At 39.1% G+C, this 24,681-nt stretch carries 21 protein-coding genes and 1 pseudogene; all 22 read right to left on the reverse strand.

Annotated elements, in window-relative coordinates; all coding sequences use genetic code 11:
- Positions 1-8: 8 nt before the first annotated feature.
- The 22 genes and pseudogenes from WKH56_RS16700 to WKH56_RS16805 all read right to left on the reverse strand — a co-directional run bounded on the left by WKH56_RS16700 (position 9) and on the right by WKH56_RS16805 (position 24,681).
- Positions 9-1,751 carry a sulfatase family protein gene (locus WKH56_RS16700; protein WP_310884471.1) on the reverse strand — a complete coding sequence of 581 codons (1,743 nt, stop codon included), beginning with the start codon at positions 1,749-1,751 and terminating at the stop codon, positions 9-11.
- A gap of 506 nt (positions 1,752-2,257) precedes the next feature.
- A complete protein-coding gene (locus WKH56_RS16705; RefSeq protein ID WP_033579000.1) occupies positions 2,258-2,716 on the reverse strand; it encodes a cell wall hydrolase in 459 nt (152 codons plus the stop codon).
- 191 nt (positions 2,717-2,907) lie between these two features.
- Positions 2,908-4,205, reverse strand: a pseudogene (locus WKH56_RS16710) (valine--pyruvate transaminase).
- A 15-nt stretch (positions 4,206-4,220) separates the two neighbouring features.
- Positions 4,221-5,456 carry a DUF6421 family protein gene (locus WKH56_RS16715; RefSeq protein ID WP_063247990.1) on the reverse strand — a complete coding sequence of 412 codons (1,236 nt, stop codon included), beginning with the start codon at positions 5,454-5,456 and terminating at the stop codon, positions 4,221-4,223.
- A gap of 28 nt (positions 5,457-5,484) precedes the next feature.
- Complete coding sequence (locus WKH56_RS16720; RefSeq protein WP_014460068.1) at positions 5,485-6,423, reverse strand: DMT family transporter; 939 nt, start codon at positions 6,421-6,423, stop codon at positions 5,485-5,487.
- Between the two features lie 32 nt (positions 6,424-6,455).
- Positions 6,456-7,016 (reverse strand): hypothetical protein, encoded by a 561-nt coding sequence (locus tag WKH56_RS16725; RefSeq protein ID WP_063247991.1) that lies wholly within the window; start codon positions 7,014-7,016, stop codon positions 6,456-6,458.
- Positions 7,017-7,031: 15 nt separating this feature from the next.
- A complete protein-coding gene (locus WKH56_RS16730; protein ID WP_310884469.1) occupies positions 7,032-8,294 on the reverse strand; it encodes an ATP-grasp domain-containing protein in 1,263 nt (420 codons plus the stop codon).
- A 550-nt stretch (positions 8,295-8,844) separates the two neighbouring features.
- Positions 8,845-10,050: an MFS transporter gene (locus WKH56_RS16735; protein WP_063247993.1), complete on the reverse strand. Its 1,206-nt coding sequence runs from the start codon at positions 10,048-10,050 to the stop codon at positions 8,845-8,847.
- Between the two features lie 178 nt (positions 10,051-10,228).
- Complete coding sequence (locus tag WKH56_RS16740; protein WP_048020889.1) at positions 10,229-11,401, reverse strand: iron-containing alcohol dehydrogenase; 1,173 nt, start codon at positions 11,399-11,401, stop codon at positions 10,229-10,231.
- A 190-nt stretch (positions 11,402-11,591) separates the two neighbouring features.
- Positions 11,592-12,053, reverse strand: a complete 462-nt coding sequence (locus WKH56_RS16745; protein WP_048020890.1) for a GNAT family N-acetyltransferase — start codon at positions 12,051-12,053, stop codon at positions 11,592-11,594.
- Between the two features lie 39 nt (positions 12,054-12,092).
- Entirely contained in the window at positions 12,093-12,350 is a 258-nt protein-coding gene (locus WKH56_RS16750) for a SunI/YnzG family protein (RefSeq protein ID WP_310884468.1), read from the reverse strand.
- Positions 12,351-12,380: 30 nt separating this feature from the next.
- Positions 12,381-13,127, reverse strand: a complete 747-nt coding sequence (locus WKH56_RS16755) for an MBL fold metallo-hydrolase (protein WP_310884467.1) — start codon at positions 13,125-13,127, stop codon at positions 12,381-12,383.
- 239 nt (positions 13,128-13,366) lie between these two features.
- Positions 13,367-14,848 (reverse strand): amino acid permease, encoded by a 1,482-nt coding sequence (locus WKH56_RS16760; RefSeq protein WP_048020895.1) that lies wholly within the window; start codon positions 14,846-14,848, stop codon positions 13,367-13,369.
- A 101-nt stretch (positions 14,849-14,949) separates the two neighbouring features.
- Entirely contained in the window at positions 14,950-15,228 is a 279-nt protein-coding gene (locus tag WKH56_RS16765) for a YokU family protein (RefSeq protein WP_013057076.1), read from the reverse strand.
- Positions 15,229-15,230: 2 nt separating this feature from the next.
- Complete coding sequence (gene kamA, locus WKH56_RS16770; protein ID WP_033578990.1) at positions 15,231-16,640, reverse strand: lysine 2,3-aminomutase; 1,410 nt, start codon at positions 16,638-16,640, stop codon at positions 15,231-15,233.
- 42 nt (positions 16,641-16,682) lie between these two features.
- Entirely contained in the window at positions 16,683-17,162 is a 480-nt protein-coding gene (locus tag WKH56_RS16775) for a GNAT family N-acetyltransferase (RefSeq protein ID WP_028413331.1), read from the reverse strand.
- Complete coding sequence (locus WKH56_RS16780; RefSeq protein ID WP_310884466.1) at positions 17,150-18,670, reverse strand: M81 family metallopeptidase; 1,521 nt, start codon at positions 18,668-18,670, stop codon at positions 17,150-17,152. Before WKH56_RS16780 ends, WKH56_RS16775 begins: the two co-directional genes overlap by 13 nt.
- Before the next feature lie 29 nt (positions 18,671-18,699).
- Entirely contained in the window at positions 18,700-20,157 is a 1,458-nt protein-coding gene (locus WKH56_RS16785) for an aldehyde dehydrogenase family protein (protein ID WP_310884465.1), read from the reverse strand.
- Between the two features lie 28 nt (positions 20,158-20,185).
- A complete protein-coding gene (locus WKH56_RS16790) occupies positions 20,186-21,481 on the reverse strand; it encodes an aminotransferase class III-fold pyridoxal phosphate-dependent enzyme (RefSeq protein ID WP_342836105.1) in 1,296 nt (431 codons plus the stop codon).
- Positions 21,465-22,850, reverse strand: a complete 1,386-nt coding sequence (locus tag WKH56_RS16795; RefSeq protein ID WP_154991339.1) for an aminotransferase family protein — start codon at positions 22,848-22,850, stop codon at positions 21,465-21,467. The genes WKH56_RS16790 and WKH56_RS16795 overlap by 17 nt, the downstream gene beginning before the upstream one ends.
- On the reverse strand, positions 22,838-24,019 hold the full coding sequence (locus tag WKH56_RS16800; RefSeq protein WP_243494633.1) for a thiolase family protein: 1,182 nt from the start codon (positions 24,017-24,019) through the stop codon (positions 22,838-22,840). The genes WKH56_RS16795 and WKH56_RS16800 overlap by 13 nt, the downstream gene beginning before the upstream one ends.
- On the reverse strand, positions 24,019-24,681 hold the full coding sequence (locus WKH56_RS16805; RefSeq protein ID WP_310884463.1) for a 3-oxoacid CoA-transferase subunit B: 663 nt from the start codon (positions 24,679-24,681) through the stop codon (positions 24,019-24,021). The genes WKH56_RS16800 and WKH56_RS16805 overlap by 1 nt, the downstream gene beginning before the upstream one ends.

Genomic DNA, 24,681 nt, shown 5'->3' on the forward strand with positions numbered 1-24,681 from the left:
ACTATTTTTTATCTATCTTTAGACGGAAGCTCCTGGTACATGCTTCCACTTTGCGGAAAAATCCGTTTTTTCCTGAGTTGTTCTTTAAGAATAACATCAAGCTGCCGCTGAATTTTCCTTGTTTCATTTGTTGAAAAATACGGATGAGCCAAATTTACTGTTTCTAACGGATCCTTGGTCAAATTGTACATTTCAATTTGATCCGGAACCGATGTTTCTTTAAGGTTAGTAAGATCTACAGGGTAACTTTCATATTGCTCTCGGTGGATGACTTCATCTTTTTCGTTAGGTGCTGACCGAAATTGCGAATTATCATGGTATCGAGCGTATTTCCAGATTTCCTTTCCTGCGGCTGATTGAAACTCGACAATGACCGCTTGAATGTGATTAGGCTGAACGACTGACGGATAGCTTTCTCCTAAAAAATTTGTTTGGTGAAGTCCTTTTGTCGGGTCATCATCCGTCATAAAGAAAATCGGTGCTTTTTCTTGATAGAGCGATGTTTCTCCTCGCAACGTTCCTGAGAGGTCTCGCCCAACAAATGGATGTACTTCCGTATGACTTTTTTGCAATTGCTTTTGAACAGCGGAAGCATCGATATTAGCCAAGCTAAGCATTGTCGGGATCAAGTCAACGTGACTAGTCAGTACGTCTGTACGTTGATAACTAGGAAACAAATGCTTGTTATGAATGAGAAGCGGCACGTGAATCGACTCTTCATACATGTTGTACCATTTTTGATGTAGTCCTCCGTGAGCCCCCAGCAAATCACCGTGATCCGACGTGAAAATAATAATGGTATTGTCATAGAACGAAGATTGTTCTATAGTCTGAAGGACTTTCAAAATTTGTTTGTCAACATTTTTTTGAAGCTGATAATATAAGCGCCGGTAGAAACTAGAATTTGGCGTCGGCTGCAGCGCTTTTGGGTAGATGTATTTATAGCTGCTTTGAGCGCTAGGCTTCGTTTGTAAAGATTCTCTAATAGTAGGTGGCGGCTCAATGTTCGGAATTGTCTCATCAATAGAAAACTGAAACATAGCAAGGTGTTTGGTGATCGCTCCGAACAGCGCAATGTCATGCGGGTTCACAAACGAAGCTACCATGAGCCAAGGCTGCGCAGTCTTTTGATATTCTAATCGTTGAATAAGCTCCATGATTTCCTCTGCATATATTTCGTCTCGTCCACTCACTCCAATGGCCGCAGATGAACCAGAATTGTGCGGGTTTCTCCCTTCCGGCTCTGGACCAATCCACCCTGAAAAACCAAACTTTTCAAGCTTATTAGCCCGTTGATAGAGGCGCTCTTTTTCTGGATCCGGTATTCCTGTTTGCATCTGGTAGCTAGAAAAAACGTTATGTGTTCCTGGAATTAAGATGTTCTCATCAGAAATATGCCATTTTCCTTTATAAAAGGTTTGATACCCAGCCTGCTTAAAATAATCTCCCATCGTTGGGACGGTATTAGGCTGCAGCCAAAACATATCAGGATCTTGTGACTTCTTTGCGATACCTTGCGTTTGGGTCACTCCGTGCAAGGAAGGGTACTGCCCTGTAAACAATGTAGCTCGACTCGGTGAACAGGCTGTAGAACCGACGTAGTGACGAGTAAACCCCATTCCATGCTGTTTTAAAAATTCATGTGCTTTTAAATGTTTTTTTCGCCACTTTTTTACTTCTTTACTTTCATATACGGGTGGAAATCGTTCTTCGTCCACCATAATCAACAAAAAATTAGGCTGCTCCTTCATGTTTACTCCTCCGCGTGTTTATCAAATGTTCTGTATTGATAAACTATGTAAAAAGTACTTTTTTTAGAAGAACGGAGTACGGTTCTTGTCTTTTTATACCCAAACAAAAAAAGACTTAGAAGATTTCTCTAAGTCTTTCATAACGCGTTTCAATACGATATTCCTTATTTTTTGTATGCTTTTAGCTGCTGATTTCGTTTATAGGTACCCATTATACTAGGTATACCTACGATTATGCTTATCATAAAACTCCACATCATGTAGCGCCAATCCCCTGTAACAAGCGCTACTCCCATAAAAAAATGAGCTGACCAACAAGAGCTAACCATGAAGCTATCCAAGCAAACATCATATTCTCTTTCAAGTTATCACCTCATATTTTTAATTACGAATGACCTCTTTTATTTTACCATAAAATTCTAATTTCGAAGGTTGTTCTACTGTTTATGTTATGTACATAACTAAAAAAGCTAATGACAGCACGTAGCTAGCCATTAGCTTTTTTATTATTTTGCAAATACATGATGCCCTATTTTAATTGTTTCTTGTTTTTGGCGCAGCCATTGATCTCCCGTTTTATCAGGATTAAAGAAGAATAATGAACCTTTTCCTTGACCTTGGAAATTAATTGCTTCTTCTACAGCTTTTTTTGAACCTTTGTCTGCAGGTTTATTAATTTGACCGTTGCTGACTGGGCTGTACTGACCTTTTTGATAAATAACGCCTTTTACAGTGTCAGGGAATTTGCTGCTGTCGACTCTATTTAATACAACTGTTGCTACGGCTACTTTGCCTGCGTATGGCTCTCCTTTGGCTTCAGCTGATACAAGACGAGCTAATAGTTCTTTATCATTTTTATTTACTTGAATGTGCTGTTCATGAGCGGGTGCTGCAGCAAATGCTGAGTAACCTGCACCAAAACTCGGGATAAGCATTGCGATAGCAATTACTAGTTTTTTCATCATAAAAATAAAAGCCTCCTTGCTATTTCTTGACGTGGTTCATATGCTAGCAGAAATATAGGAGTCTTTCATTGCGAAAAATTATCCAATTCCAAAAGAAATTGGATGTTATTGTCTTCTTTAAGCAATCTTTAACTTATAAACTTGGACCTTTTATGATTACGTATTAGTTGCACTTCTAAATCTTTAAGAAATTAGATTTTTTCTGTTTCACATATAAAATCTGAACTGTATACTTTCTTGACTACTGACGAAAGAATATCAATTCCTTTCTTTAACTCCTCATCTGTAGCAGTAAGACTTATGCGAATGCACTCCTGGTTGTGAGGACAAGACCGGTTGCCGTGAAAGAATGATCCGCCTGGTACTACAATCAAGTTTTCTGCTTTTAATTTATTGTATAGATCGTTATCACTGAAAGGCAAACCTTCTAACCAAAGCCAACCAAACAACGAACCTTCCGCTTTATGTAAATACCAAGGAATATCATCCGGCATATGTGTAGTTAAAAGATTTTTTAAATAGTCATGTTTTTGTTTATAATGAGTTCTTATATAGTTAGCTGAAATTCCAGGTAAATTTCCGTTCTTTAAGGTGTTAACCACCATCCGCTGACCTAACCTAGAAGAGTGAATCAAAATATTTGATTGAAATGCTTCCATTACTTTTATGAAGTCACTTTTTCCTATAGCAATTCCTATTCTCTCTCCAGGCAATCCGGCTTTAGAAAGGCTCATGCAGTGAATGATGTTGTCATGTATAATTGGATTCATTTCAACAAAGTTCATAGCCGGAAAAGGAGGTGCGTACGCTGAATCAATTAGCAATGGAATGTTATAGTCCTTGCATACTTGGGATATAAAGTGTACGGCTTCTTTTGAAAGAATGTTGCCGCTTGGATTATTAGGTCTTGATAATACGACAGCTCCGATATCTGGGTCCTGTGCTATTTTATCTTTGAATGCCTGTTTGTTAAATTCATAACGAAACGTATGATGATCAAGCTTTGAGACGATAGGAGGAATTCCTTCTATTATAGCTTCCTCTAGTGCCACTCCGCTGTACCCAGCGTAATCCGGCAGCATAGGTATTAATGCTTTTTTAACTCTTCCTTCTTTACTTGTACCACAAAATGAATTTATAGCTAAAAAAAACAGATTTTGACTTCCTGAAGTGATTAAGATTTGTTCTCTGTCCAGCTCAATACGATAATTCCTAAAGAAGTATTCTCTTATGCAATTAATTCATACGTACCGTAACTAGAACCATATTGGCTAATCAAATTCTTTAGTTGTTTGTCGTTCACAATATCTCTTAAAGCTTCTTCCCACATTTCATAAACTTGAGGGAGTATGGCAGGATTGCCAGCGCTTAAATTCACATATTGATTGAGACCAGAATTGAGCACTTCTTGGATGTCATGCATAATAGCGCGAACGCCTACTTTATTAGTCATTTTGCTTCCTATTTTACTTAAATGCAAACCAGTCACTAGTGCACCTTCTCCTTAAAGATTATGGTCATCGAATAGTAAGTATGGAACTTCAATCTTTTTATTTTGCTGATTAATAAAGTAATTGTCCGGGATAACAAATTTATCACCGTTCTCACTAGGCAGTAAGTATTTTCGAACATAGCGTTCAGCTTTTTCTTTATAGCCAGAGTCACTTTGAATTGTTTCAAGTTGTTCAATTTCTTTTACTAAAAGGTCTAGTTCCTTCAAACACATGTCTAAATCTAAATAAGCATGGTCTTCTTTTCGGGAAATTGAACGCCCATTTACAACTAACCAGCTAAAAAGAAAAAATCCTGTGCCAGAATCAAAGTTTCGAGGTGCATTATGCTGACTAGGATACCTTAATAGACGTTCAAAGAGAACAAATTCTGTTATCTCTTCCCAAAAAGGATATTTTCTTTTATGAAGAGTCAGCACCGTCTGACAGTCTACTTTAACTTCTTCAAGTATGCCTGCAAAAAAATTCATTTTTGCCTGTATATGCTGGTCAAAAGGTTTATTTCCGCAGTGATGGTAATAATCATGTAGATATCCCCAGATTACCCTTGCCTGATAGGTGTCTTCTCTATTCATAGTATGAGATTTAAAGTTAAAATCAGGAAAGATAGAATACGCTCTTTTTAATGTATCATCATTGTATATGCTGTGAAATTTATTAAAGAAAAATATCGCGAAGTTTTGACTTGTTACCTTTTCTTTTGTTTTTACATTCTCAGGGAAAAATACAATACACTTCCCTTCCATAAATCCTTGAGTACCAGCCAACAGCTTTAAAGATTCACATCCATTTTTAGGATGAGGAAGGTCTGCTTCAATGGAGTTCATGATTTCAGGTTCATCACGAACGGCGATAAAGGCTTCTAAATAAAACCCTCTTTTTGTAGGGCCATTAGGCGTTACAATCGGTCCTAAAAAGAACGTCACCTCTCCGTTTGCAGGCGGGCTATAAGCAATTAACGTTTGATCAAAATAAGGAGATTGATCGAGTCCTCTTTCAATCCAATCACATACGTCATTTTTTAATGCATTCCACACTTCAGGTAAATTTAAAGAGTTATATATTGTTTCAGTTTCAGTAACTACTTTTAATAAGAGCTCTCTAGCTGTTTCGTAATTTCTTTTGACCTCTCCATTTGGGCCCTGATATTTTCTTATCTCATATAGAGCAGGTACTATTTTATCGTTTAATAACTCCACTAAACTTTGAGTATGATTTTTTGTTAACATGATTAAAACCCTCCTTTTTTTAGAACAGCTACTTAGCAGAAATATTTTTAGATGATTTAAGAGTAGAGTTATGTGTGTTTTTCTCTATTTGCTTTTTCAAGTTAATAAATATAACCCCCGTTATTACAAACGCTGTACCTATATAGACCTGTTTGTTTAATGTTTCACCTAAAAAGACAAATCCTACATATAAGGCGATAACCGGTGAAATAAATAGATGCGCCGTTGCTTTTGATATATGCCATTTTTTTAATAAATAAATATTAATAGAAAACCCCAAGACCGATCCTATAATAGCCAAGTACAATAATGAGATAAGACTAACCCCAGAGAAAGTGCGGTTTCCATTCTCTATAAATAAACTAACAATCAGTAAACAAGCGCCTCCACTTAGCATCGAAAAAGAATTAAAGGTCATAATAGGCAAGGATTTTATGCGAGATTGAACTTGAACAGTTATAAAAGCAGAACCTAGCATAGCCATTAAAATGACAATCATGGCTACTATTTGAATAACATTTCCCTGTATAAACAGCTGATTTCCAAACACAACGCTCATACCAATTAGGCACATGACTACACCTATCTTTTGCCCTTTTGTAGCGGGTGTTCCTTTAAATAAGCGATTAAATAAAAGAGCAAACACTGAAATGCTGGCAGCTAAAACGGAAACAAGCCCGCTTGGCAAATAGACGGATGCCCAATAAACAGAACCAAACGGTAGAGCAAAGTACAAAATTCCGTTTAATGCTGAAATGATTACTACTTCTTTTGAAACGGCCATTTTTTTTGTGAATAAGAGGTAGAGGGCAATTATTAAACTAGCAATTAAAAACCTCATACCTGCTGACCATAGAGGCAAGCTATCCTTTAATCCAGTCTTTTGAAAAGCCCATGTCGTTCCCCCGATGACGGCTAATAGACAAAACAAAAGATGTACATGAATACGGGTTAATTTAGAAATCACTGTTTCACCTTATTTCTTTTTTAAAGTTAAGCCTATTTTCTTCCATGGAGCGTAAAACACATCGGCACTTCTCCAAAATCTTTTAAAACTGTTAACCCCTGCTCGTTAGCGGCTTTACTTGTTGTAATACATGCGTCTACTTTTCCTTCTAAGCAATCAATCGCCGCTTGAGCATTACTATTTACTAACTGAACATTGGGACTGATAGAATGAGCTAAATCAACAGGGGCAGGATGTGAAGCGATTAATAAACTGTTGTTCGCTATCACCTCTTCTTTTGAGGCAAGCACCATGTTATACGTTGGCATAATAAAGCTATCTACTAGCTCTAAACTAGTTAAATTTTTGAACACAATATCATGTAAGTAAGGATATACCGCACAGCCTAGTAGAGCAGAACTCTCTGTTTCTTTTACATGAACTAAAGCTTCTTCCAACGTTTGATGCAAAAAGACCTGACCTTGTATGCTTTGGCGTTCAAACCACAGATAGCCTGCTTTTTCACAATTTGTTCCTTCAGGCCCTAAGGTATGGATAATACTAATCTTTTGAAGCTGCTGATTTTTCTTACTAGACGACTCTGCAACTATCATAGCCTTTGATACCCCCTATGCGTTTACTTTATTTTGATAAACGATTTTTACTTTGTTATCCAAATAGCTGTAATACTGTTCACAGTCGTAATAAGAGTCATGAGTGGTTAAAATAAATCCAGGGTAACCTGAAAAGTGCGGATATGGTAAAATGTCTGTCCCCTCAGTTATAAATTGAATAACCCTTTTTACTTCAGTGTCTCTACGCACGTCTTCTAAGCCTCGAATTTCTTTAAAAATCCCATGGCCTTGCACAGGGATAATGTAGTTGCCCACCACTTTCTTTCGTTTTCTTTCCTTTTTTAATACAGGAGGTTTTAATCCTAATACATAGTGAAAAACTAGCTCCATATAGTTAATACCTGTACTTTCTTTTACGATATAATGAGAAATCCCAGACCCTCCAATGCGCGCTCCTATTTCAATCACATAAGGTTTTCCCGCTGGGTCCAAGCGTAATTCAATATGGGCGGGGCCATTCTCAATCCCTAAAGCGGTTGCTGCCCTAGCTGCTTCTTGCGAAATAGATTCCAAAACGTTTTCTTCTAGGGGAGCTGGAGCTATATAAACACCTTCTTCAAAAAAAGGTCCTTTGGAATTTCCTTTATAACCTATAGAAAGTACATAAACTTCTCCTTCTACAGAAAACGTCTCAATAGCAAACTCTGGGCCGTCTATAAATTGTTCAATTACCATGCTCGTTTTATTTTTTGTGAATTTACTTAGGTCTTCTTCATTTACGCGTCTTACTTTTTCTATGCTGTAAATCAGTTCCTTTTTATTATTCGCTCGTGATACACCTTGACTGGAAAATCCGTTAGAAGGTTTTACTACGACAGGATAAGGCAGTGAAAGATTCGTTAATTCCTCCGTATTTTCAACCTCTTTAAAATACGGAGTGTTAAGATCATTATCTTTTAAAACCTCTCTCATTTTCTGTTTGTTGCGACAGTTACTAATCACAAACGGTGATAAGCCCGGTAAGTTTAATTCTTCTGTCAGCTGAGCTACAAACTCTAACGCAGGCTCATATAATGTCATAATGCCGTCAAAAGGATTTTTGTGATGCTCTGCTTTAATAATCTCAAGAGCTTTGTCTGGGGTGTGAAATAAATCAATGGGTATGAAATTTTGTACGTTTTTAAGATGCTTAGGTTCTACTTCTTCTTGGTTATAAAAAAACGTCACTTTAATTCCGAGAGCTTCTGCTTCTTCAAAAATAAACGGTAAATATGTATTTTGTAACACAACTGCTAGATGCTTGTTTTGTAACGGCATTTACTTCCCCCCTACTTTTAAACAGCTCTTCACTGTTCGATGACTAAATTCTAATGATCGCTTCATATATTTGTCAATTTAATTTTATATAACATTAGGAATATATAGAATATTTGATATATTAGTAAAAAGTAAAGAAAAGAATGGTTTGTAGGGTTAATACTAAAGCGAAATTAAAAGCAGGAATTTTGCTATTTGATTATAAAGATATTGTTAGAAAAAATTTAATGAGAATTTTTATAAAAAAAGAAAGGTCGACCTAGGTTCAACCTTTCTTTTTTATGTTTTTTATTAAAATAGATAGTAACCATTTATAAAGTTACATCTTTTTCAGCCATCTCATTTAGTATTCTTTTTAATGCCACGTCGGGGTTTAATGCGGGATCCTTTATATTCACTTCTTTCATATTGCGCTCCTTTTTCATAGATATATCCATTTTTCACTTTCTTGTTTGAATTTATGTGAACCCTTTTTGTTTACTATAACGAAAGAGAAAATAAAAAGAAAAAGAAGTGAACTTATAATTCACTTCTTTTTTTGACTTAGCATTTATTTCATAGGCTGCAAATGATTATTAGCTTTTTGTTTTGCATCACGCTGAACGAAAAAAATGATGCAAAGCGCCAGAAGATATAAACATGCAAAAGCTGTTATGTACCAAAGTGCTGAGATAATTCCGCTTGCGTCCATAGTAAAGCCAATAAGTGCAGGGAAAATAGCTCCTCCAAGCCCTGAAAAACCAGTAATTAAACTGGTGACAATACGAGCAGATCCGGTAAACGTATGGTTAGCATATACCATCGTTATCGAATAGATACCTGACATTGCAAGCCCTAAAAACGCTAATAAAATATAGCCTGCTACTGCTTCTTTTAACAAGATAAACAGCACTAAACTCACAATTGTTCCTCCAATGCTGCCAAAAAGATAGCGTTCGTATGTAACGATTCGAATAACCCATCCAGTAGCTACTCGTCCTATTAGCATAGCCACCCAAAAAACGCTTATGCTTAAAGTAGCCTGTGATGGAATTACATCTAGATACACGATAAAAATAGACGAAAGAAAATTATTCATGCTGCTTTCCACTCCGGCGTACATAAAAATCATTACACTAAAAAGAGCGAGTATTTTCCATCTTTGATTTTTAGCAAGCACAGGCGCAGGTTCTGAGTTGGCGTCTGAAGCACCGCTTTCTGAAGTTGAAACAGTCTCTTTTTTAAAAGGAATCATTTTACAGACTACAACCATTAGTAAAGCTAGTATACTGGTTATAAAAAATGAATACCTCCAGCTGTTCTGTGAAATCAATAAGCTAGCTATTAACGGCATCAACAGCGCACCCAGGCCAAATGATACTTCTAAATAACTCATAACAATAGCTCTTCTACCGATAAATACTTCCATCATTAAAGTAGCTACAACTACTTCCAAGGCCGCTACACCAATACCATTTAAGAAATTGAATACGATAATCCACTCAAATGGAGGCAATAAAAGCATACCTATTTGTGATAGCGCTATCATTAATGCGGAAATTGTAAGTAAATTCATTTCGCTGAAGCGTCCTAATAGAAAAGAAGATAGCGGAACTCCTATCAAAAATCCTAAAGAACCTACTAATACAAGCTGCCCGCCAACTGTATAAGACACATGGTAATGTGTTAACAATTGCGGTAAGACGGATCCTACGGCTGTAATGACTAATCCGCCCAACAAATAAAGCGCATATGAAGCTAGCGCAAATTTTTTCATCTTCCCACTCCCTTATATCCTCTAAAGCGTTCTTTCTGTACTCAATTATAAAGGTTTTTCTTAGATTATTAACCGAAATCCTAGAAAAAAATTTCTCCATACGCTACTTAAGTTCCAATCATTTATAAGATAAAACAAAAAGAAGGAGATCTATGTCTCCTTCTTTTTGCTATTCACCTTATAGTGATGCTTTTAAAATAGCTAAAATATCATCCTTATTTAGTTTCTTAAAGTTACCGAAACCTCCGTGCTCCATTTCACGAGCAGCAATTCCAGCAATTTCATCTAGTCGCTCTTCTCCGATATCGTAATCTGCTAAGCGAGAAGGTGCACCAAGGCTTGACCAAAAAGCGCTTAGCTTATCGATTCCTTCTAACGCAATTTCTTTGTCACTTTTACCTGCAGTTTCAATATCAAACATGTTTGTCATGACGCGTTTCATACGAGTTACATCTTGATCTACAACGTGTCGCATCCAATTTGGGAATAGGATTGCTAAACCGCCCGCATGAGGAATGTCATATACTGCTGATACCGCGTGTTCAATTGTATGTGAAGCCCAATCTCCAAAGTATCCCATTTGAAGTGTTCCGTTTAATGCGATTGTTCCGGAATATAAAATCGTTTCGCGGTGTTCGTAGCTTTGCAGATCTTCTAGCAATTTCGGTGCTGTTTCAATTACTGTTTGTAATACGGAATAGCACATACGATCTTGTAAAGGCGTGTTTTTCACGTTATGGAAATATTGTTCGAACACATGACTCATCATGTCTACCATGCCGTAGATAGTTTGATCTCTAGGAACAGACATCGTGTTCACAGGATCTAGGATAGAAAATACAGGGTGCGTAACGGCGCTTCCCCAAACGTATTTTTCATTTGTTTCCCAATTCGTAATAACAGAATCAGGATTCATTTCAGAACCTGTTGCTGCCAATGTTAATACCGTGCCAAACGGCAGTGCTTTTGTAGCCGTTACTTTTTTGTTAATAATATCCCAAACGTCGCCTTCATACTCAGCTCCGGCAGCGATTGCTTTTGTGCAGTCAATAACGCTTCCTCCGCCGACTGCTAACATGAAGTCAATGTTTTCATTTCGGCAAATTTCAATTCCTTTTCGTACCGTAGATAATCGAGGGTTAGGTTCTACTCCCGCTAACTCGTGTATGTTTACGTTTAGCTTTTTTAACAGCGTAAGAACTTGATCATATAAACCGTTTTTCTTAATGCTTCCTCCACCGTATACAAGCAAAATATTTTTTCCGTATTTCGGGAGTTCTTCTGATAATGCTTGAAGCTGATCTTTTCCGAAGATTAGTTTTGTGGGATTGTGATAAATGAAATTTTCCATACTATCTGTATACCTCCTAGTTGAATATAAAGTAAGTTGTCGCATTACGCGAACAAGAATGTAAGTATAAATGTAAAACAAAAATTTTTCAAGAGTTAAGTTCTCAAAGCGCGTACTTTGTTTTATTGATTGATTAAAATGAAGAAAATGGCTTCCTAGACATAAAAAAGAGAGCAAGTAAATGCTCTCTTTAAAGCTCTTTATAAACCATTTTTCTATACGTAACAAAGCCTTCTTTTTCGTAAAAGCTCTCCGCAACCGTATTGTCACTCCAGTAATCCAACTCAATTGTATTTATGTCTTGAGTACGGGCAATGCTATAAATTTCTTTCATCAAACTTGAACCAAACCCTTTGTTTTTGTGGAGTTCTGCGATACTTATTTGATGAACATAAATTGACTTGTAAGCTTTTTTAAACACTGTTTCTGAATACTGTTTTATTTCAACCCAAGCGAATCCTACATGCTGTCCTTCATCTTCTGCTAAAAGAAAGATAAACCTATCGTTTTCCATCACTTTCTTAAAAAATTCATGTATCTTCTGAAAATCATATATTTGAAAGCGCTCGGGGGATAATTCTACATGCAGTTGATGAACAGACTGATTAAGCTTGGCAATTGTATCAGCATCGAAAGTACGGCTAATCTTCAATTTTTTCTCTCCTATATATCTCGTATTTAGTAGTGGTCGTTATGAATTTATTTCGTTTAATATAGCCGATGCGTTTGAGGTAAATAACAGATAGTTTTTATTGGTCGTTTTTATAAAGATGCGGTCAGTCGTTCCATACGGAGGGCCGATTCGAATGGCGTTTGCTTCTTTGCCTCCGTACGTGTCATCTTCCGTTACTTCAAGAATGTCTTCTAACGGAATCGTAAAGTGTGCAAGCTGCCATTTTATAATGAGGCTATCATTTATTTTTTGAACGCTAATAGTTGGTGTAAACATTTTATCCATCCCCTTTGGTTTCTATTTATCTTAACTTTGTCTCTCTGCAACGTGTTCTTTTATCCTTAAAATCGCTTCTTTCGGACAGCCTTGAAAATAACCTCCGTGATAGCAAATAACATGCTCGATCTCATAGTTTAAAAACTTTTCAATTGATTGAACTGCTTGGTCCATATTTAAAGTCGTTTGTTTAACAGGTCCCATTAGCTGTCCATTTGCCAATACTAGAGCATCTCCGGCAACCAGCGTTTTTGATTTTCTTAAATAAAAACTAACGTGCCCAGGCGTATGTCCGGGAGTAAAAATAACTTCAATGCCTCCGCAGTATGGAAGCAGTTGACTTCCTTTTAATACTATATCCACGTCAACTTTTGGAGGGGTTTTATATAAATATTTTATTTCATCAGGTATAGCTGATAGTTCTTCTTTACTCATTTGACTAGCATTCGTTTTAATAAGCGGAAGTTTCCCTTCAATATACGGCTTATCAAATTCATGAGCATATACGATGATATTTTCATTTGATTTTTTTCGTATATCAGTCGCACACCCTATATGATCTAGATCTTGATGCGTTAGAAGAATTACTTTTAGCTGTTCAATAGATATATTCAATTCACCCAAGATCTCTTTCAGTTGATCGGTTTGCCCAGGCATTCCTGTATCAATTAGAATAGCTTCATCGTTATTCCAAACTAACGTAGGATTTAATATTATATCTTGGTCAAAAGCTCTGGCACTCAACTGTAGCATCTCAACACCTGCAGAAATTCTCATTACGAACCCCTTTTCTTATTAAAGTACAAAGATTTCCAACCTCCACAATTGCTTAGCATGCAGTGCTATTCTTGAATTTTATCAATAAACAAAATAAAAACCAGACTGGAAAAAAATCACTTTTTATGATATGATATTTGTATAACAGAGTGTAAAATAATCGATTTTTATAAATGAAAAGGTGAGCCCCACTGTCCGGGGTTCACCTTTTTTCTTTGTCGTTAGCCACTATGGCTTTTTTATTTCTTATCCTCTTTTTGAATGCACTCATGCAAAGGTACAACCTTGGTTTTCTTTGCTATTTTATATCCCCACCACGTCGCTAAAAAGAGAGGCAGGCCAATGTAGGAGACCGTTAAGCCGTACCAATCAATTTTGTCGGAAAGTACCGCTTGATAGTTTTGTCCTAAAATAACAATGAGGCACATTCCAAATGCAAGAACAGGACCTAGAGGGAACCATTTTGCTTTATAGGCTAGATCATTTAGATCCTGTCCTGAAGCAACATATGCTTTTCGGAAACGATAGTGGCTGACGGCAATACCAATCCACGCAATAAATCCGCTCATACCTGAAGCGTTTAAAAGCCACATATACATTTGATCACCAAAAACGGATGTTAAAAAGGCAAGACCGCCAATAATAGTGGTTAAAACAAGCGCATTTACTGGAATTCCTCGACGATTAATTTTCCGAAGCGCTTTAGGCGCTTGCCCTTCATTGGCCATTGACCATAACATTCGCGTAGAAGCATATAAACCAGATGTTCCGGCTGATAAAACGGATGTAAGAATAACAGCATTCATCACCGAAGCAGCTGCAGCAATTCCTGCTTTTTCAAAAACAAGCGTAAATGGACTAACAGCAATGTTATCCACATCTCCTCCTAGAAGAGATGGACTGGTGTAAGGAATGATAAGCCCGATTACAGCAATGGCTGCAATATAAAATAGAAGGATGCGCCAAAAGACTTGGCGAATGGCTTTTGGTATATTTTTTTGAGGGTTTTCACTTTCCCCTGCCGCAATACCGACTAGCTCTGTACCTTGAAAAGAAAATCCCGCGATAAAGAAAATGCTTAGTACGGACAGAAATCCGCCGTTGACCGGCGCTTCTTCTAATGTAAAGTTTTTAAAGCCGATATATTCACCGCCGAAGATGCCAAAGATCGTCAGAAGGCCCACTCCGATAAATACAATGATGGTTACTACTTTTACGAGAGCAAACCAATATTCAGATTCTCCATAGCTTTTTACAGATAGGAAATTAAGTAAAAAAATTAAGCCTAAAAACAAAGCGCTCCAGATAATACTTGGCACATCAGGGAACCAAAACTTCATGATAATAGCAGAAGCAGCTATTTCTACAGCGAGCGTAACAGCCCAGTTAAACCAGTAGTTCCAGCCGAGCGCAAAGCCGAGAGCTGGGTCTACATAGTGACTGGCGTACGTTGAAAAAGAACCTGATACCGGCATAAACGTGGCCATTTCTCCAAGGCTAGTCATGAGAAAGTAAACCATAATTCCAATAGCCCCGTAAGCAATCAGCGCTCCTCCCGGTCCAGCAGTTTGGATGGAAGATCCCGTGGCTAGAAATAAGCCAGTTCCTATTGAACCTCCAATGGCAATCATGGTCATATGACGAGCTTTTAAATGGCGTTTTATATGCTTATCGTCCTGCTTCTTTTCTTCTTCATTACGATTTATATCGACCGCTTCCATACTTATCCCACCTTCATAAAAGAACTATGCGAACATGTTTAACGTAAAGCGTATAAGAATATCCATCTCCTATAAAAAGTAGGAGATGGATCCTTTATTGCTCACTTTGAAAAATCAAAGTAGTTTCGTTTTAATAGACGAGGCAGGCTCATAAGCTGTTCGTACGTTACACTTTTTTCTAAGGCAGAGGTGTTGATTAAAAACAGTTGATCTTCAATGTGTCCAACTGTTTCGTCTGTTTGATACGTAATTCCACATTCTGAACATGTAATGGAAGGCGTCTCTTTAATTTCTATAGCTTTTGTACCGTCAGGAAGCTCCCAATAAACCGTTGCATCCGTCTCCTTGGCTTCATATGATTCGCACCATTGGCACTTCAATATTATTCCTCCTTCGCTCCTGCCGTTTCGTATTTTTTCATTTGCGTTTCAAATTTTTTCTCTTTTAATTGATCGCGCTTTTCACGCTTGTCTTTTAAAGAGCTATGCTCTGGATTTTGGTCATACGTTTTTCGGCGGTCAAGACGGTTTAGACCTTCTGGCGTTAAGTTGAACTTTGTATCATCAATAATCGAAAGAACACCGTTGCTTTCAAATTTTTCAAACACTTCAGGATATACTTTTTTATAAAATTCTTCTGCGCTTCCACTTTGGTAATTTTGCGGCTCTGGATAAGACGTAATAACACCTTCAAAGTTTCGAAGCACCACTTTATTGGAGCTTTGAGAAATAATATAGTTTGGCTGCAGCGGAATTTTACCGCCTCCTCCAGGAGCATCCACGATAAACGTAGGAACTGCATAGCCGGACGTATGGCCGCGAAGTCCTTCCATAATTTCTAGCCCTTTGCTGATTGGCGCACGGAAATGGCCGATTCCTTCTGATAAATCACATTGATAAATGTAGTAAGGACGCACGCGGATCTTTACTAAATCATGCATAAGCTGCTTCATGATTGGCACGCTGTCGTTAATTCCGGCTAAAATAACCGCTTGGTTTCCAACTGGAACTCCTACGTTCGCAAGCATTTCACATGCACGCTTTGATTCTTCTGTAATTTCAATTGATGTGTTAAAGTGCGTATTTAGCCAAACCGGATGATATTTCTTTAAGATGTTGCACAGATTTTCTGTAATGCGCTGAGGGAACACGACCGGCGCTCTTGTACCGATACGAATAATTTCTACGTGCGGAATATCGCGCAAATTTTTCAAAATATATTCTAAAATATTGTCATTGATTAATAGGCCGTCTCCTCCGGAAATTAATACATCACGAATTTGAGGGTTGGCTGCAATGTAATTAATCGCTGTATCCAGCTGTTTTTTTGGAACGCCCATTCCGATTTGTCCTGAAAAACGTCTTCTTGTACAATAGCGGCAGTACATGGAGCACTGATTTGTAACTAAAAACAGCACGCGGTCGGGATAACGGTGCGTTAAGCCAGGAACCGGTGAATCTTCATCTTCATGAAGCGGATCTTCTAAATCATACCTTGTTTTATGCAGTTCTTCTGAAATAGGAACGGACTGCATTCTGATTGGACATTTCGGATCATTCTCATCCATTAACCATGCGTAATAAGGAGTGATGTTTAACGGAATCGTTTTAGTTGCAATTTTAACGCCTTCTTCTTCTTGAGGTGTTAAATTGATCACTTTCTTTAAATCTTCCAATGTTTTAATCGTGTTTGTCAGCTGCCATACCCAGTCGTTCCACTGCTCGTCCGTTACATCTTTCCAAAGCTCGATTTCTTTCCAATGTCTGCTTGCTTTATATAATGTATTTTTCATTTTATATTCCCTCCAAGGTTCATTTTTTGAATAGATGTTCTACTAAGAAATTGACCGCACCATATAATAGCGATCTTCTCCTTCGCCAAACTCTCCTGCTCGCGTTTCTTTAATCGTAAAGTCCATTTTTTTATACAGCTTAACAGCGCCTTCATTTTTTACATTCACAGTCAAACAAACGCTTTCAAAATTATCTTTTTGTAGAATCGAAAATATCTCTTCTAAGAACAGCTGTCCAATTCCGCTTCCTTGTTTATCAGAGCGGACGTAGAACCCAAAGATATAAGCTTTTGTGACATCTTTGTAATCTCTAAGCAGCTCGCAAATGGCAATTGGCCTTGCGTCATTTTCCTGGAAATATTGAATGAGCTTTCCGTAGCGCGCTAAAGGTACAAGCGTCTGTTCATCAACGGCTCCCATGCCCGGAAACGCATCTTTTTCAAGTTCAATCATCATTTTTTGCTGCGCGGGACTTAACGACTCTGGGACTTCGATATAATACTGCTCTTTTAATGCATCCATTTTTCTTTCCTCCTTTTTTCACTTTCATATTTTGCATCTTGCAGCGGCCATATTGGACTTGGAAGGTGCTGATAATTAAAGGTCGTTAAGCGATTTGACGCTACGCCTGGAGCATCCACATAGATGATAGACCCTACAAGCGGTTCAAAAGCGGCTCTGAAATGATTTTTAGCTTTTAAACCAATGATTTTTTTCCTTGCTGGCTCGATACCGATATGGCGAAAAAGTTCAGGATCGTTTGCTGATATTGGCCTTCCAATCAACAAAATATCCAATTCTCCTACTCGAATATGAGCTGCGCCTTTTACATTTACTTTTAAATGCTGATTAAACGGTCCCGAATTGTAAAACTCACCTTCTGATAAGCCAATGACCTTTGCTTCAACTTCAACGGGCTTTCCAAACTCAGGAGAAACTTTTCCTCCTAAGGAAAGAGAGACGTAGCTTCCAACTCCTGCTTGCACGCATTGTTTAATAGATTCAGGGTCATAAAGACCTCCAAACAGTGTCCCCGGCATATTTAGCTTCAGCATGTATTCTAAAAGCTCTGTTGTATCACCGCTTCCGCAGCTTAAAGGATTGTCCGCTATATCAGCGAGCACAATTGGCTGTTCGTTTGATCGTTTTAACGCTGTTTGCAGACCTTCTTCAACGGTAGGCAAATCTACCATAAATTCCTCTTTTATACTCCAAAATTGAGAAGCTAGTCTATTTGCTGTTTTTTCTGCTGTTTCCGGATTCAAAGCTGTTACGAGCACGCTTGCTCCCGCAATTGGAATATCAGAATACGGAAAGCCTCCAAAAATGGAAACATTGTATACGTCTTCTTCTTGCTCGGCTTGGTTAGCAAGATCAATCATTTTTTTCATAGGTCCTTCTGCTGTTCGCATATTAATCGACGGCAAAAGCATGGGCAGTTTTTTTAATGACGCATAATAGATAGCGCTTTCTTTTACCTGTGTTAAAAGCGCTCGCGCTGCGTTCACTCCTTGTTCATACATATCAATATGAGGATATGTTTTAAAACCGAAATGTAGCGGCGTGTACGTAAGCATATCTTCACTGATATTTGCGTGCATATCGAGCGTAGTAGCAATAGGAACGTTATTTCCTATACAGCTTCTTATTTGACCTAACAAATGAGCTTCCGGATCGAAAAGATGCTCTGCTACCATTGCGCCGTGCAAGGCGATTAATAAGCCATCTAGCGGGCCGGCGTGAGTAAGCATATGCAGCATTTGCTTTTCAATTGTGTAATAAGCTGCCGAAGATACAACTCCAGACGGAATTGCAGCTGCACAAACAAGGGGAACGATTTCTACTTGCTTCTCTTGCTTTAATACATCCAAAAATCCCCCTACTTCTGTTTTGGTTCCTGAGTATGCTTTATATATTTCCGTTCCAACAAAATATCCTTCTTGTACAAACTGTTCTATTTCTGTTTTTAATGGACTAAAGCTGTGAGATTCATGATAAAAAAAGGCAATGCCAATGCGATATGAAGACATGTGCTCCTCCTTTTCGCTAAGGTGCGAGATTAATAGTTGGTGTAGACAGACTTCCATTCTGTCATCACATCAAATGCATGATGAGAAACTTCCCTGTGGCCGTTGCCAGACATTTTCATTCCACCGAATGCTACCCCCATTTCAGCATTAGATGTTCCGTTATTGATATAGACTAATCCGCTAACAGCGTCTTTGGCAGCTCGGCTGGCATAGTGCAAGCTGCTTGTATAAATAGAAGTGGAAAGTCCGTACACCGTTCCATTATTGACGCTCATTGCTTCTTCGTAGCCATCTACTTCAATAAAAGCAAGCACGGGACCAAAAATCTCTTCTTGAGCAATTGTGTGATTTGAATGGACGTTATCGATGATTGTAGGCATGTAATAACAAGTTCCTAACTCTGATAAAGCACGACCTCCGAGCGCAATATTCCCGCCTTCTTCTACCGCTTTTTGTACGTAATCTTCTACTAAACGGCACTGCTGTTCATTAACAAGCGGTCCTATTGCAACCCCTTCATCAAGACCATTTCCAATCTTCATTTCTTCTGTAAGAGCTATTACTTTTTTCAACAGCTCTTCTTTTACTGAACGCTCCACGATGACTCTGCTAGCTGCGGTACAGCGCTGACCCGTTGTCGTGAATGCTGATTTAACGATTCCCTCTGCTGCTTTATCCAGATTGGCATCTTTTAATACGATAACCGCGTTTTTTCCTCCTAGCTCTAAAGAAATACGCTTTAAGGTTTTGCTGCTCATTTCTGCTAATTGCTGACCAACTTCCGTAGAACCTGTAAATGAGATGATTTTCACTTCAGAGTGCGTAGCAAGCTTTTGTCCAACGATTCTGCCCGATCCTGTAAGCAAGTTAATCGTTCCTTTTGGAAGCCCCGCAGCTTGCAATACTTCCATAAAAATCTTCGCTGAGAGCGCCACTTCTGAAGCCGGCTTCCAGACAACGGTATTGCCAGCAATTAAAGCGGCAAACATTTTATAAGAAGCGAGAGAAACAGGAAAGTTCCAAGGTGTAATACATGCCACAACTCCAAGCGGTTCGCGAACCATTTTTATATCTCGGTCAGGAAAGCCAGCGGGCACTATTTCGCCAAACAAACGTCTTCCTTCTCCCGCCATATACTGAGCTGTTGCAATGACGACACCAACTTCCCCTATGGATTCTGATAGCGGTTTTCCCATCTCTTTTGTCATTACTTGGGCTAGCTCTTCTTTTCTGTTTTCAAAAAGCCCAGCTGCTTTTGTTAAAAATGCTGCACGTTCAGGAATAGATATATTTTTCCAGTGGCTGTAGGCTTTACTAGCCGCGTTTACGGCAGCATCGACTTGACTAGCCGTAGCGGCTGCGCACATTCCGACGAGCTCTTGTGTTGCAGGGTTTATACTTTTAAAATAGGTTTGCTCCTCTTCACTTACCCACTCGCCGTTAATATATAAATCTCCTTGCAGCAGTTCGGTTTTAGTTTGACTCATATCGTTACCCTCCTTTTCATTTAAAAAGCTAATTAATTGAAACTGCTTCTGTGATGACTTCTTCTAATAAAGACAGCCCTTGATTCAGCACGTCTTTATCAATATTCAGCGGCAGCATTAAGCGAATGGTTTGCCCTTTGACTCCACAGTTCATGATAAGCAGTCTTCTTTCCAGCGCTTTTGATTTAATGGCAGGAACATAAGCAGCTGCTGTTTCAACATGAAATTCAATGCCAATCATCATGCCAATTCCTCTAACCTCTTTAATAGCCGGTAAATGTCCGATAGAATGCTGAAGACGTTTCACAATATCGGCACCTACTTTTTCGCTGCGCTCTAAAAGCTTTTCTTCTTCAATGATTGAAATGTTAGCTAAAGCAGCTGCGCATGATACTGGATTTCCACCAAAAGTAGAACCATGTCCGGCTGTTGGCCATTTCTCATGCAGTTCTCGGCTTGCTACAATCGCTCCTAGTGGCATACCACCGGAAAGAGCTTTTGCTAAAACTAAAATATCTGGTGTGACTCCAGCATGTTCTGCGGCAAACATTTTTCCAGTGCGCCCAAATCCCGTTTGCACTTCATCAAAGATAAGCAGAATGCCATAATCATTCGCTATGTCTCTCAGTGCGCGTAAAAAGCTAGAAGGAGCAGGGTAATAGCCTCCTTCGCCCATGACTGGCTCAATAACAATCGCCGCTACGCGTGAAGGATCCACTCGCAGTTCAAACAGCTTTTGCAGTTGATTTAAGCAATATGCTTCCGCTTCTTCCTCGTCAATATTAGAAAGCTGACTTGGATACGGATAAGGCGCGTGATACACTTCTCCCAAAATCGGCTCGTAGTAGCTTCGGTACTTGGAGCTTGAAGCCGTAATAGCTGTAGCTCCTAATGTACGGCCATGAAAAGAACCTTCAAAAGCAATAATCGCTGGTCTGCCAGTGGCCGCTTTTGCTAACTTAAGCGCTCCATCAATAGCTTCTGCGCCTGAGTTTGAAAAGAAAACCGTATCTAAGTTTCCTGGCGTAATTTGCGCAAGTTTTTCCGCCAAATTCACAGCTGTTTCATAGTATCCGTAATTTAAACCGAGGTGAAGCAGCTGATCTGCTTGTTTTTTAATCGCTTCTACCATCTTTTCATGTGTATGACCTACTGCATTGACAGCTACTCCTGACACAAAATCAATATATTCCGTGCCATCAGCTGTCCAAAATTTCGCACCGTGCGCTTTTTCAATAACAAGCTCTGTTACTCTTGTCATCACGGGTGATAAATGTTTTTTGCCTTTGATTTGAAGCTCTTCTGTTTTATTTTGCACTTTCATATGACTCATCCTTTCTTATGTGCTGATGAAAAATAGAAAACGCATGATCTAGCAATCTCACTATTTCATCAACTTCTGATTTCGTTATATTTAAAGGAGGACTAATAATGATATGTTCTCCTTTATGTCCATCTACAGATCCGGACCCTGGATAAAATACGCCTCCAAGCTCCATACAAATTTCATTGAGCTTTTCGCTGGCTGCTTCGCCTGGCTCGAAAAATATCTGTTGATTGGCGTCTTTCATTAGTTCTAATCCAATTAAAAGTCCGCGGCCGCGAATATCTGAAATATACGGATGCTTGCGCTGCAGCGCTACTAAACATTCCATTAAATACGCACCTTGAGTTTCTACATTTTGAAGGATATTTACTTCTTCATACATGTCCAAAGCAGCAAGTCCTGCCGCTATCGAAACAGGATGTCCACTGTACGTATAGCCGTGAAGGAATTTTCCGCCGCTATTTTCTAACAGTCCTTGAATCAGACGGTCATGGACAACCATTCCTCCTAAAGGAGCGTACCCTGCTGAAACTCCTTTACCAAACGTTAGAATATCCGGTTCGATTCCGAATTGTTCCACTGCAAAATCAGTTCCTGTTCTCCCAAAGCCTGTCATCACTTCATCAACAATCAAAAGAATGTCATAGCGGCTGCAGAGCTCACGTACTTTTTTGAAATAGTCAAGCGGAGGCACGACAGCTCCTTGCTGACTTCCTACAATCGGCTCTGCGATAAAAGCTGAAATATTTTCTGGACCAAGCTCTAAAATGGTGCGTTCAATATCGGTGATGCAGCTCCAGTTTTGATTTGCCACGCAGTCTTCTTGATTGCGATTATACGGACAGCGATGACAATAAGGAGAATACACGTGCGCAAAATGTAAAAGATTAGGTGTGTAAGGATATCGTCTTTTTACATCTCCTCCAGCTGATAGTGCCCCTATCGTATTTCCGTGATAGGACTGCCACCTTCCGATTACGATGTGTTTTTGCGTCTTTCCGGCATCTCTGTGATATTGCCTTGCTAATTTTAATGCACTTTCATTGGCTTCTGATCCTCCTGATGTAAAATAGACTTTGTTTAAATGGAGTGGAGCCATTTTACCGATTTTTCCTGCAAGTTTATGCAAAACATCTGTTTCAAAACGTAATGTATGAACAAACGCCGCTTTTTTAGCCTGATCAGCCATCGCCTCGGCTATTTTTACAATGCCGTGCCCTAAGTTTGCCGCTACGGCCCCGGAGCAGCCGTCTAAATACTTTTTTCCTTGTTCATCTATTAAGTAGCTTCCTTGACCGTGCGTAATCATAGGGTACTTTTTTGTTAAATCTCTATGAAAAACATAATCTCTTTTTATTTCGTCCATCTTTCCACCACCATCGCCATTCCTAATCCTCCTGCAACGCAAATAGTAGCAAGGCCGTATCGTCTTTTTTGCTTGTGGAGCTCATGACACAGAGTTGTGATGATTCTTGCCCCGGAGCAGCCTAAAGGATGTCCAAGCGCAATTGCTCCTCCGTTTACATTCACTTTCTCTGATGTGATGTCCCATTCTCTTAAGCAAGCAATACTTTGGGCGGCAAATGCTTCGTTTAATTCAATTAAGTCCATATCATTTAAGCTTAAACCGGCTTTAGTTAAAGCAATTTGCGAAGCAGAAACGGGGCCAATTCCCATTTCCTTTGGAGAGACGCCGGCTGCGGCAAACGACACAACCTTTGCCATAGGTGTTAATCCGAGGTGCTCAGCTTTTTCTTCCGACATCATCAGCAGCATCGAAGCGCCATCGTTTCTTCCGGATGAATTTCCAGCTGTCACCGTTCCATTTCTTTGAAAAACGGGCTTAAGCGTACCAAGCTTTTCTTTGCTAGTAAGACGAGGAAATTCATCTGTTGCAAAATGCCTCATTCCTTCTTTTACAGGAACCGGTATAATTTCTTCTTCGAACAAATCAAGTTCTATAGCCCGCCTAGCTTTTTCCTGACTATAAAAAGCAAACTCATCTTGTTCCGTGCGGCTAATGCTATACTTTTCAGCAAGCCACTCCGCCGTCTGTCCCATTGTAAACGTTCCGTATAGCGTTTCAGGCTGTGATTTTGGCTGACTTTCTGTGTTAGAGTCATAGAGTGTTAAATCACCAACGTGAAAACCAAAACGAGTGCCTACCATATAGTGCGGTGCTTGAGACATGCTTTCCACTCCTCCAGCTAATACCGTTTCGGCTTGACCTGATAAAATGGACATAGCGCCATTCATCACAGCCTGCATGCCTGAGCCGCACTGGCGGTGCACGGTATAAGCAGGAATACGTTCAGAGAATTGAGCTTTAAGCCCGGCTACTCTCGCTATATTAGGAGCATGAGCGCTTTGTTTCGTTTGTCCGACAATAATTTCATCAACAATCTCTGATGTATATCCGGCTGAAGACAAATTGTTTTTCATCACAAGAGAGACTAGTTCTTCTGGAAGCGTATCTGCAAGCGAACCGCCAAACTTTCCAATAGGAGTTCGAAATGCATTTACAATCACTGCCATTATGCCGTCACCTCATTGTCTTTGCTAAACAATGTAGAAACATGAAAAGAAGCCTCTGTTTTTTGTTTTACTTCCTCTAAAGAAACACCCGGAGCTGTTTCAAGAAGTTCAAGACCAAGATCGGTTACCGAAAAGACAGCTAATTCCGTAATAATCATATCGACTCGTCGCTCTGAAGTAAGCGGATAGCTTAAATTCCTAACTAGCTTTGACTCTCCTTGACTATTCGTATGAAGAGTCGTCACAATCACTTTTTTCGATCCTTCTAATAAATCCATTGCTCCTCCTACGCCAAGAACACTTTTCCCAGGGACAGCCCAGTTCGCAATTCGCCCTGCTTCATCTACTTGAAGCACTCCAAGAATGGATACATTCACATGACCTCCGCGTATCATCGCAAAAGAATCGGCGCTGTTAAAAAATGAGGCACCTTCCAAGACCGTGACGGGAAGCTTCCCAGCATTCACAAGCTCTGGATCTATATAGGTTTCTTCAGGAGTAGGGCCAACGCCGAGAATTCCGTTTTCTGAATGTAAAAACACGTGAACATCGGGTGAAATATAATTAGCAACCAAAGTAGGAATCCCTATCCCTAAGTTCACTACATCTCCGTGACAAAGCTCTTTTGCAGCGCGCGCAGCAATATATTGTTTGACTTTCAT

Source organism: Priestia sp. SB1 (assembly GCF_038898415.1).

Bases quoted from the DNA above. Each gene is read 5' to 3' on its own strand.
- WKH56_RS16795 (WP_154991339.1), bottom strand. From the start codon at position 22,850: ATGGACGAAATAAAAAGAGATTATGTTTTTCATAGAGATTTAACAAAA.
- WKH56_RS16780 (WP_310884466.1), bottom strand. From the start codon at position 18,670: ATGTCTTCATATCGCATTGGCATTGCCTTTTTTTATCATGAATCTCAC.
- WKH56_RS16715 (WP_063247990.1), bottom strand. From the start codon at position 5,456: ATGTTAACAAAAAATCATACTCAAAGTTTAGTGGAGTTATTAAACGAT.
- WKH56_RS16730 (WP_310884469.1), bottom strand. From the start codon at position 8,294: ATGCCGTTACAAAACAAGCATCTAGCAGTTGTGTTACAAAATACATAT.
- WKH56_RS16705 (WP_033579000.1), bottom strand. From the start codon at position 2,716: ATGATGAAAAAACTAGTAATTGCTATCGCAATGCTTATCCCGAGTTTT.
- WKH56_RS16740 (WP_048020889.1), bottom strand. From the start codon at position 11,401: ATGGAAAATTTCATTTATCACAATCCCACAAAACTAATCTTCGGAAAA.
- WKH56_RS16760 (WP_048020895.1), bottom strand. From the start codon at position 14,848: ATGGAAGCGGTCGATATAAATCGTAATGAAGAAGAAAAGAAGCAGGAC.
- WKH56_RS16735 (WP_063247993.1), bottom strand. From the start codon at position 10,050: ATGAAAAAATTTGCGCTAGCTTCATATGCGCTTTATTTGTTGGGCGGA.
- WKH56_RS16755 (WP_310884467.1), bottom strand. From the start codon at position 13,127: ATGAGAATTTCTGCAGGTGTTGAGATGCTACAGTTGAGTGCCAGAGCT.
- WKH56_RS16790 (WP_342836105.1), bottom strand. From the start codon at position 21,481: ATGAAAGTGCAAAATAAAACAGAAGAGCTTCAAATCAAAGGCAAAAAA.
- WKH56_RS16750 (WP_310884468.1), bottom strand. From the start codon at position 12,350: ATGTTTACACCAACTATTAGCGTTCAAAAAATAAATGATAGCCTCATT.
- WKH56_RS16775 (WP_028413331.1), bottom strand. From the start codon at position 17,162: ATGGATGCATTAAAAGAGCAGTATTATATCGAAGTCCCAGAGTCGTTA.
- WKH56_RS16805 (WP_310884463.1), bottom strand. From the start codon at position 24,681: ATGAAAGTCAAACAATATATTGCTGCGCGCGCTGCAAAAGAGCTTTGT.
- WKH56_RS16785 (WP_310884465.1), bottom strand. From the start codon at position 20,157: ATGAGTCAAACTAAAACCGAACTGCTGCAAGGAGATTTATATATTAAC.
- WKH56_RS16700 (WP_310884471.1), bottom strand. From the start codon at position 1,751: ATGAAGGAGCAGCCTAATTTTTTGTTGATTATGGTGGACGAAGAACGA.
- WKH56_RS16800 (WP_243494633.1), bottom strand. From the start codon at position 24,019: ATGGCAGTGATTGTAAATGCATTTCGAACTCCTATTGGAAAGTTTGGC.
- kamA (WP_033578990.1), bottom strand. From the start codon at position 16,640: ATGAAAAATACATTATATAAAGCAAGCAGACATTGGAAAGAAATCGAG.
- WKH56_RS16725 (WP_063247991.1), bottom strand. From the start codon at position 7,016: ATGATAGTTGCAGAGTCGTCTAGTAAGAAAAATCAGCAGCTTCAAAAG.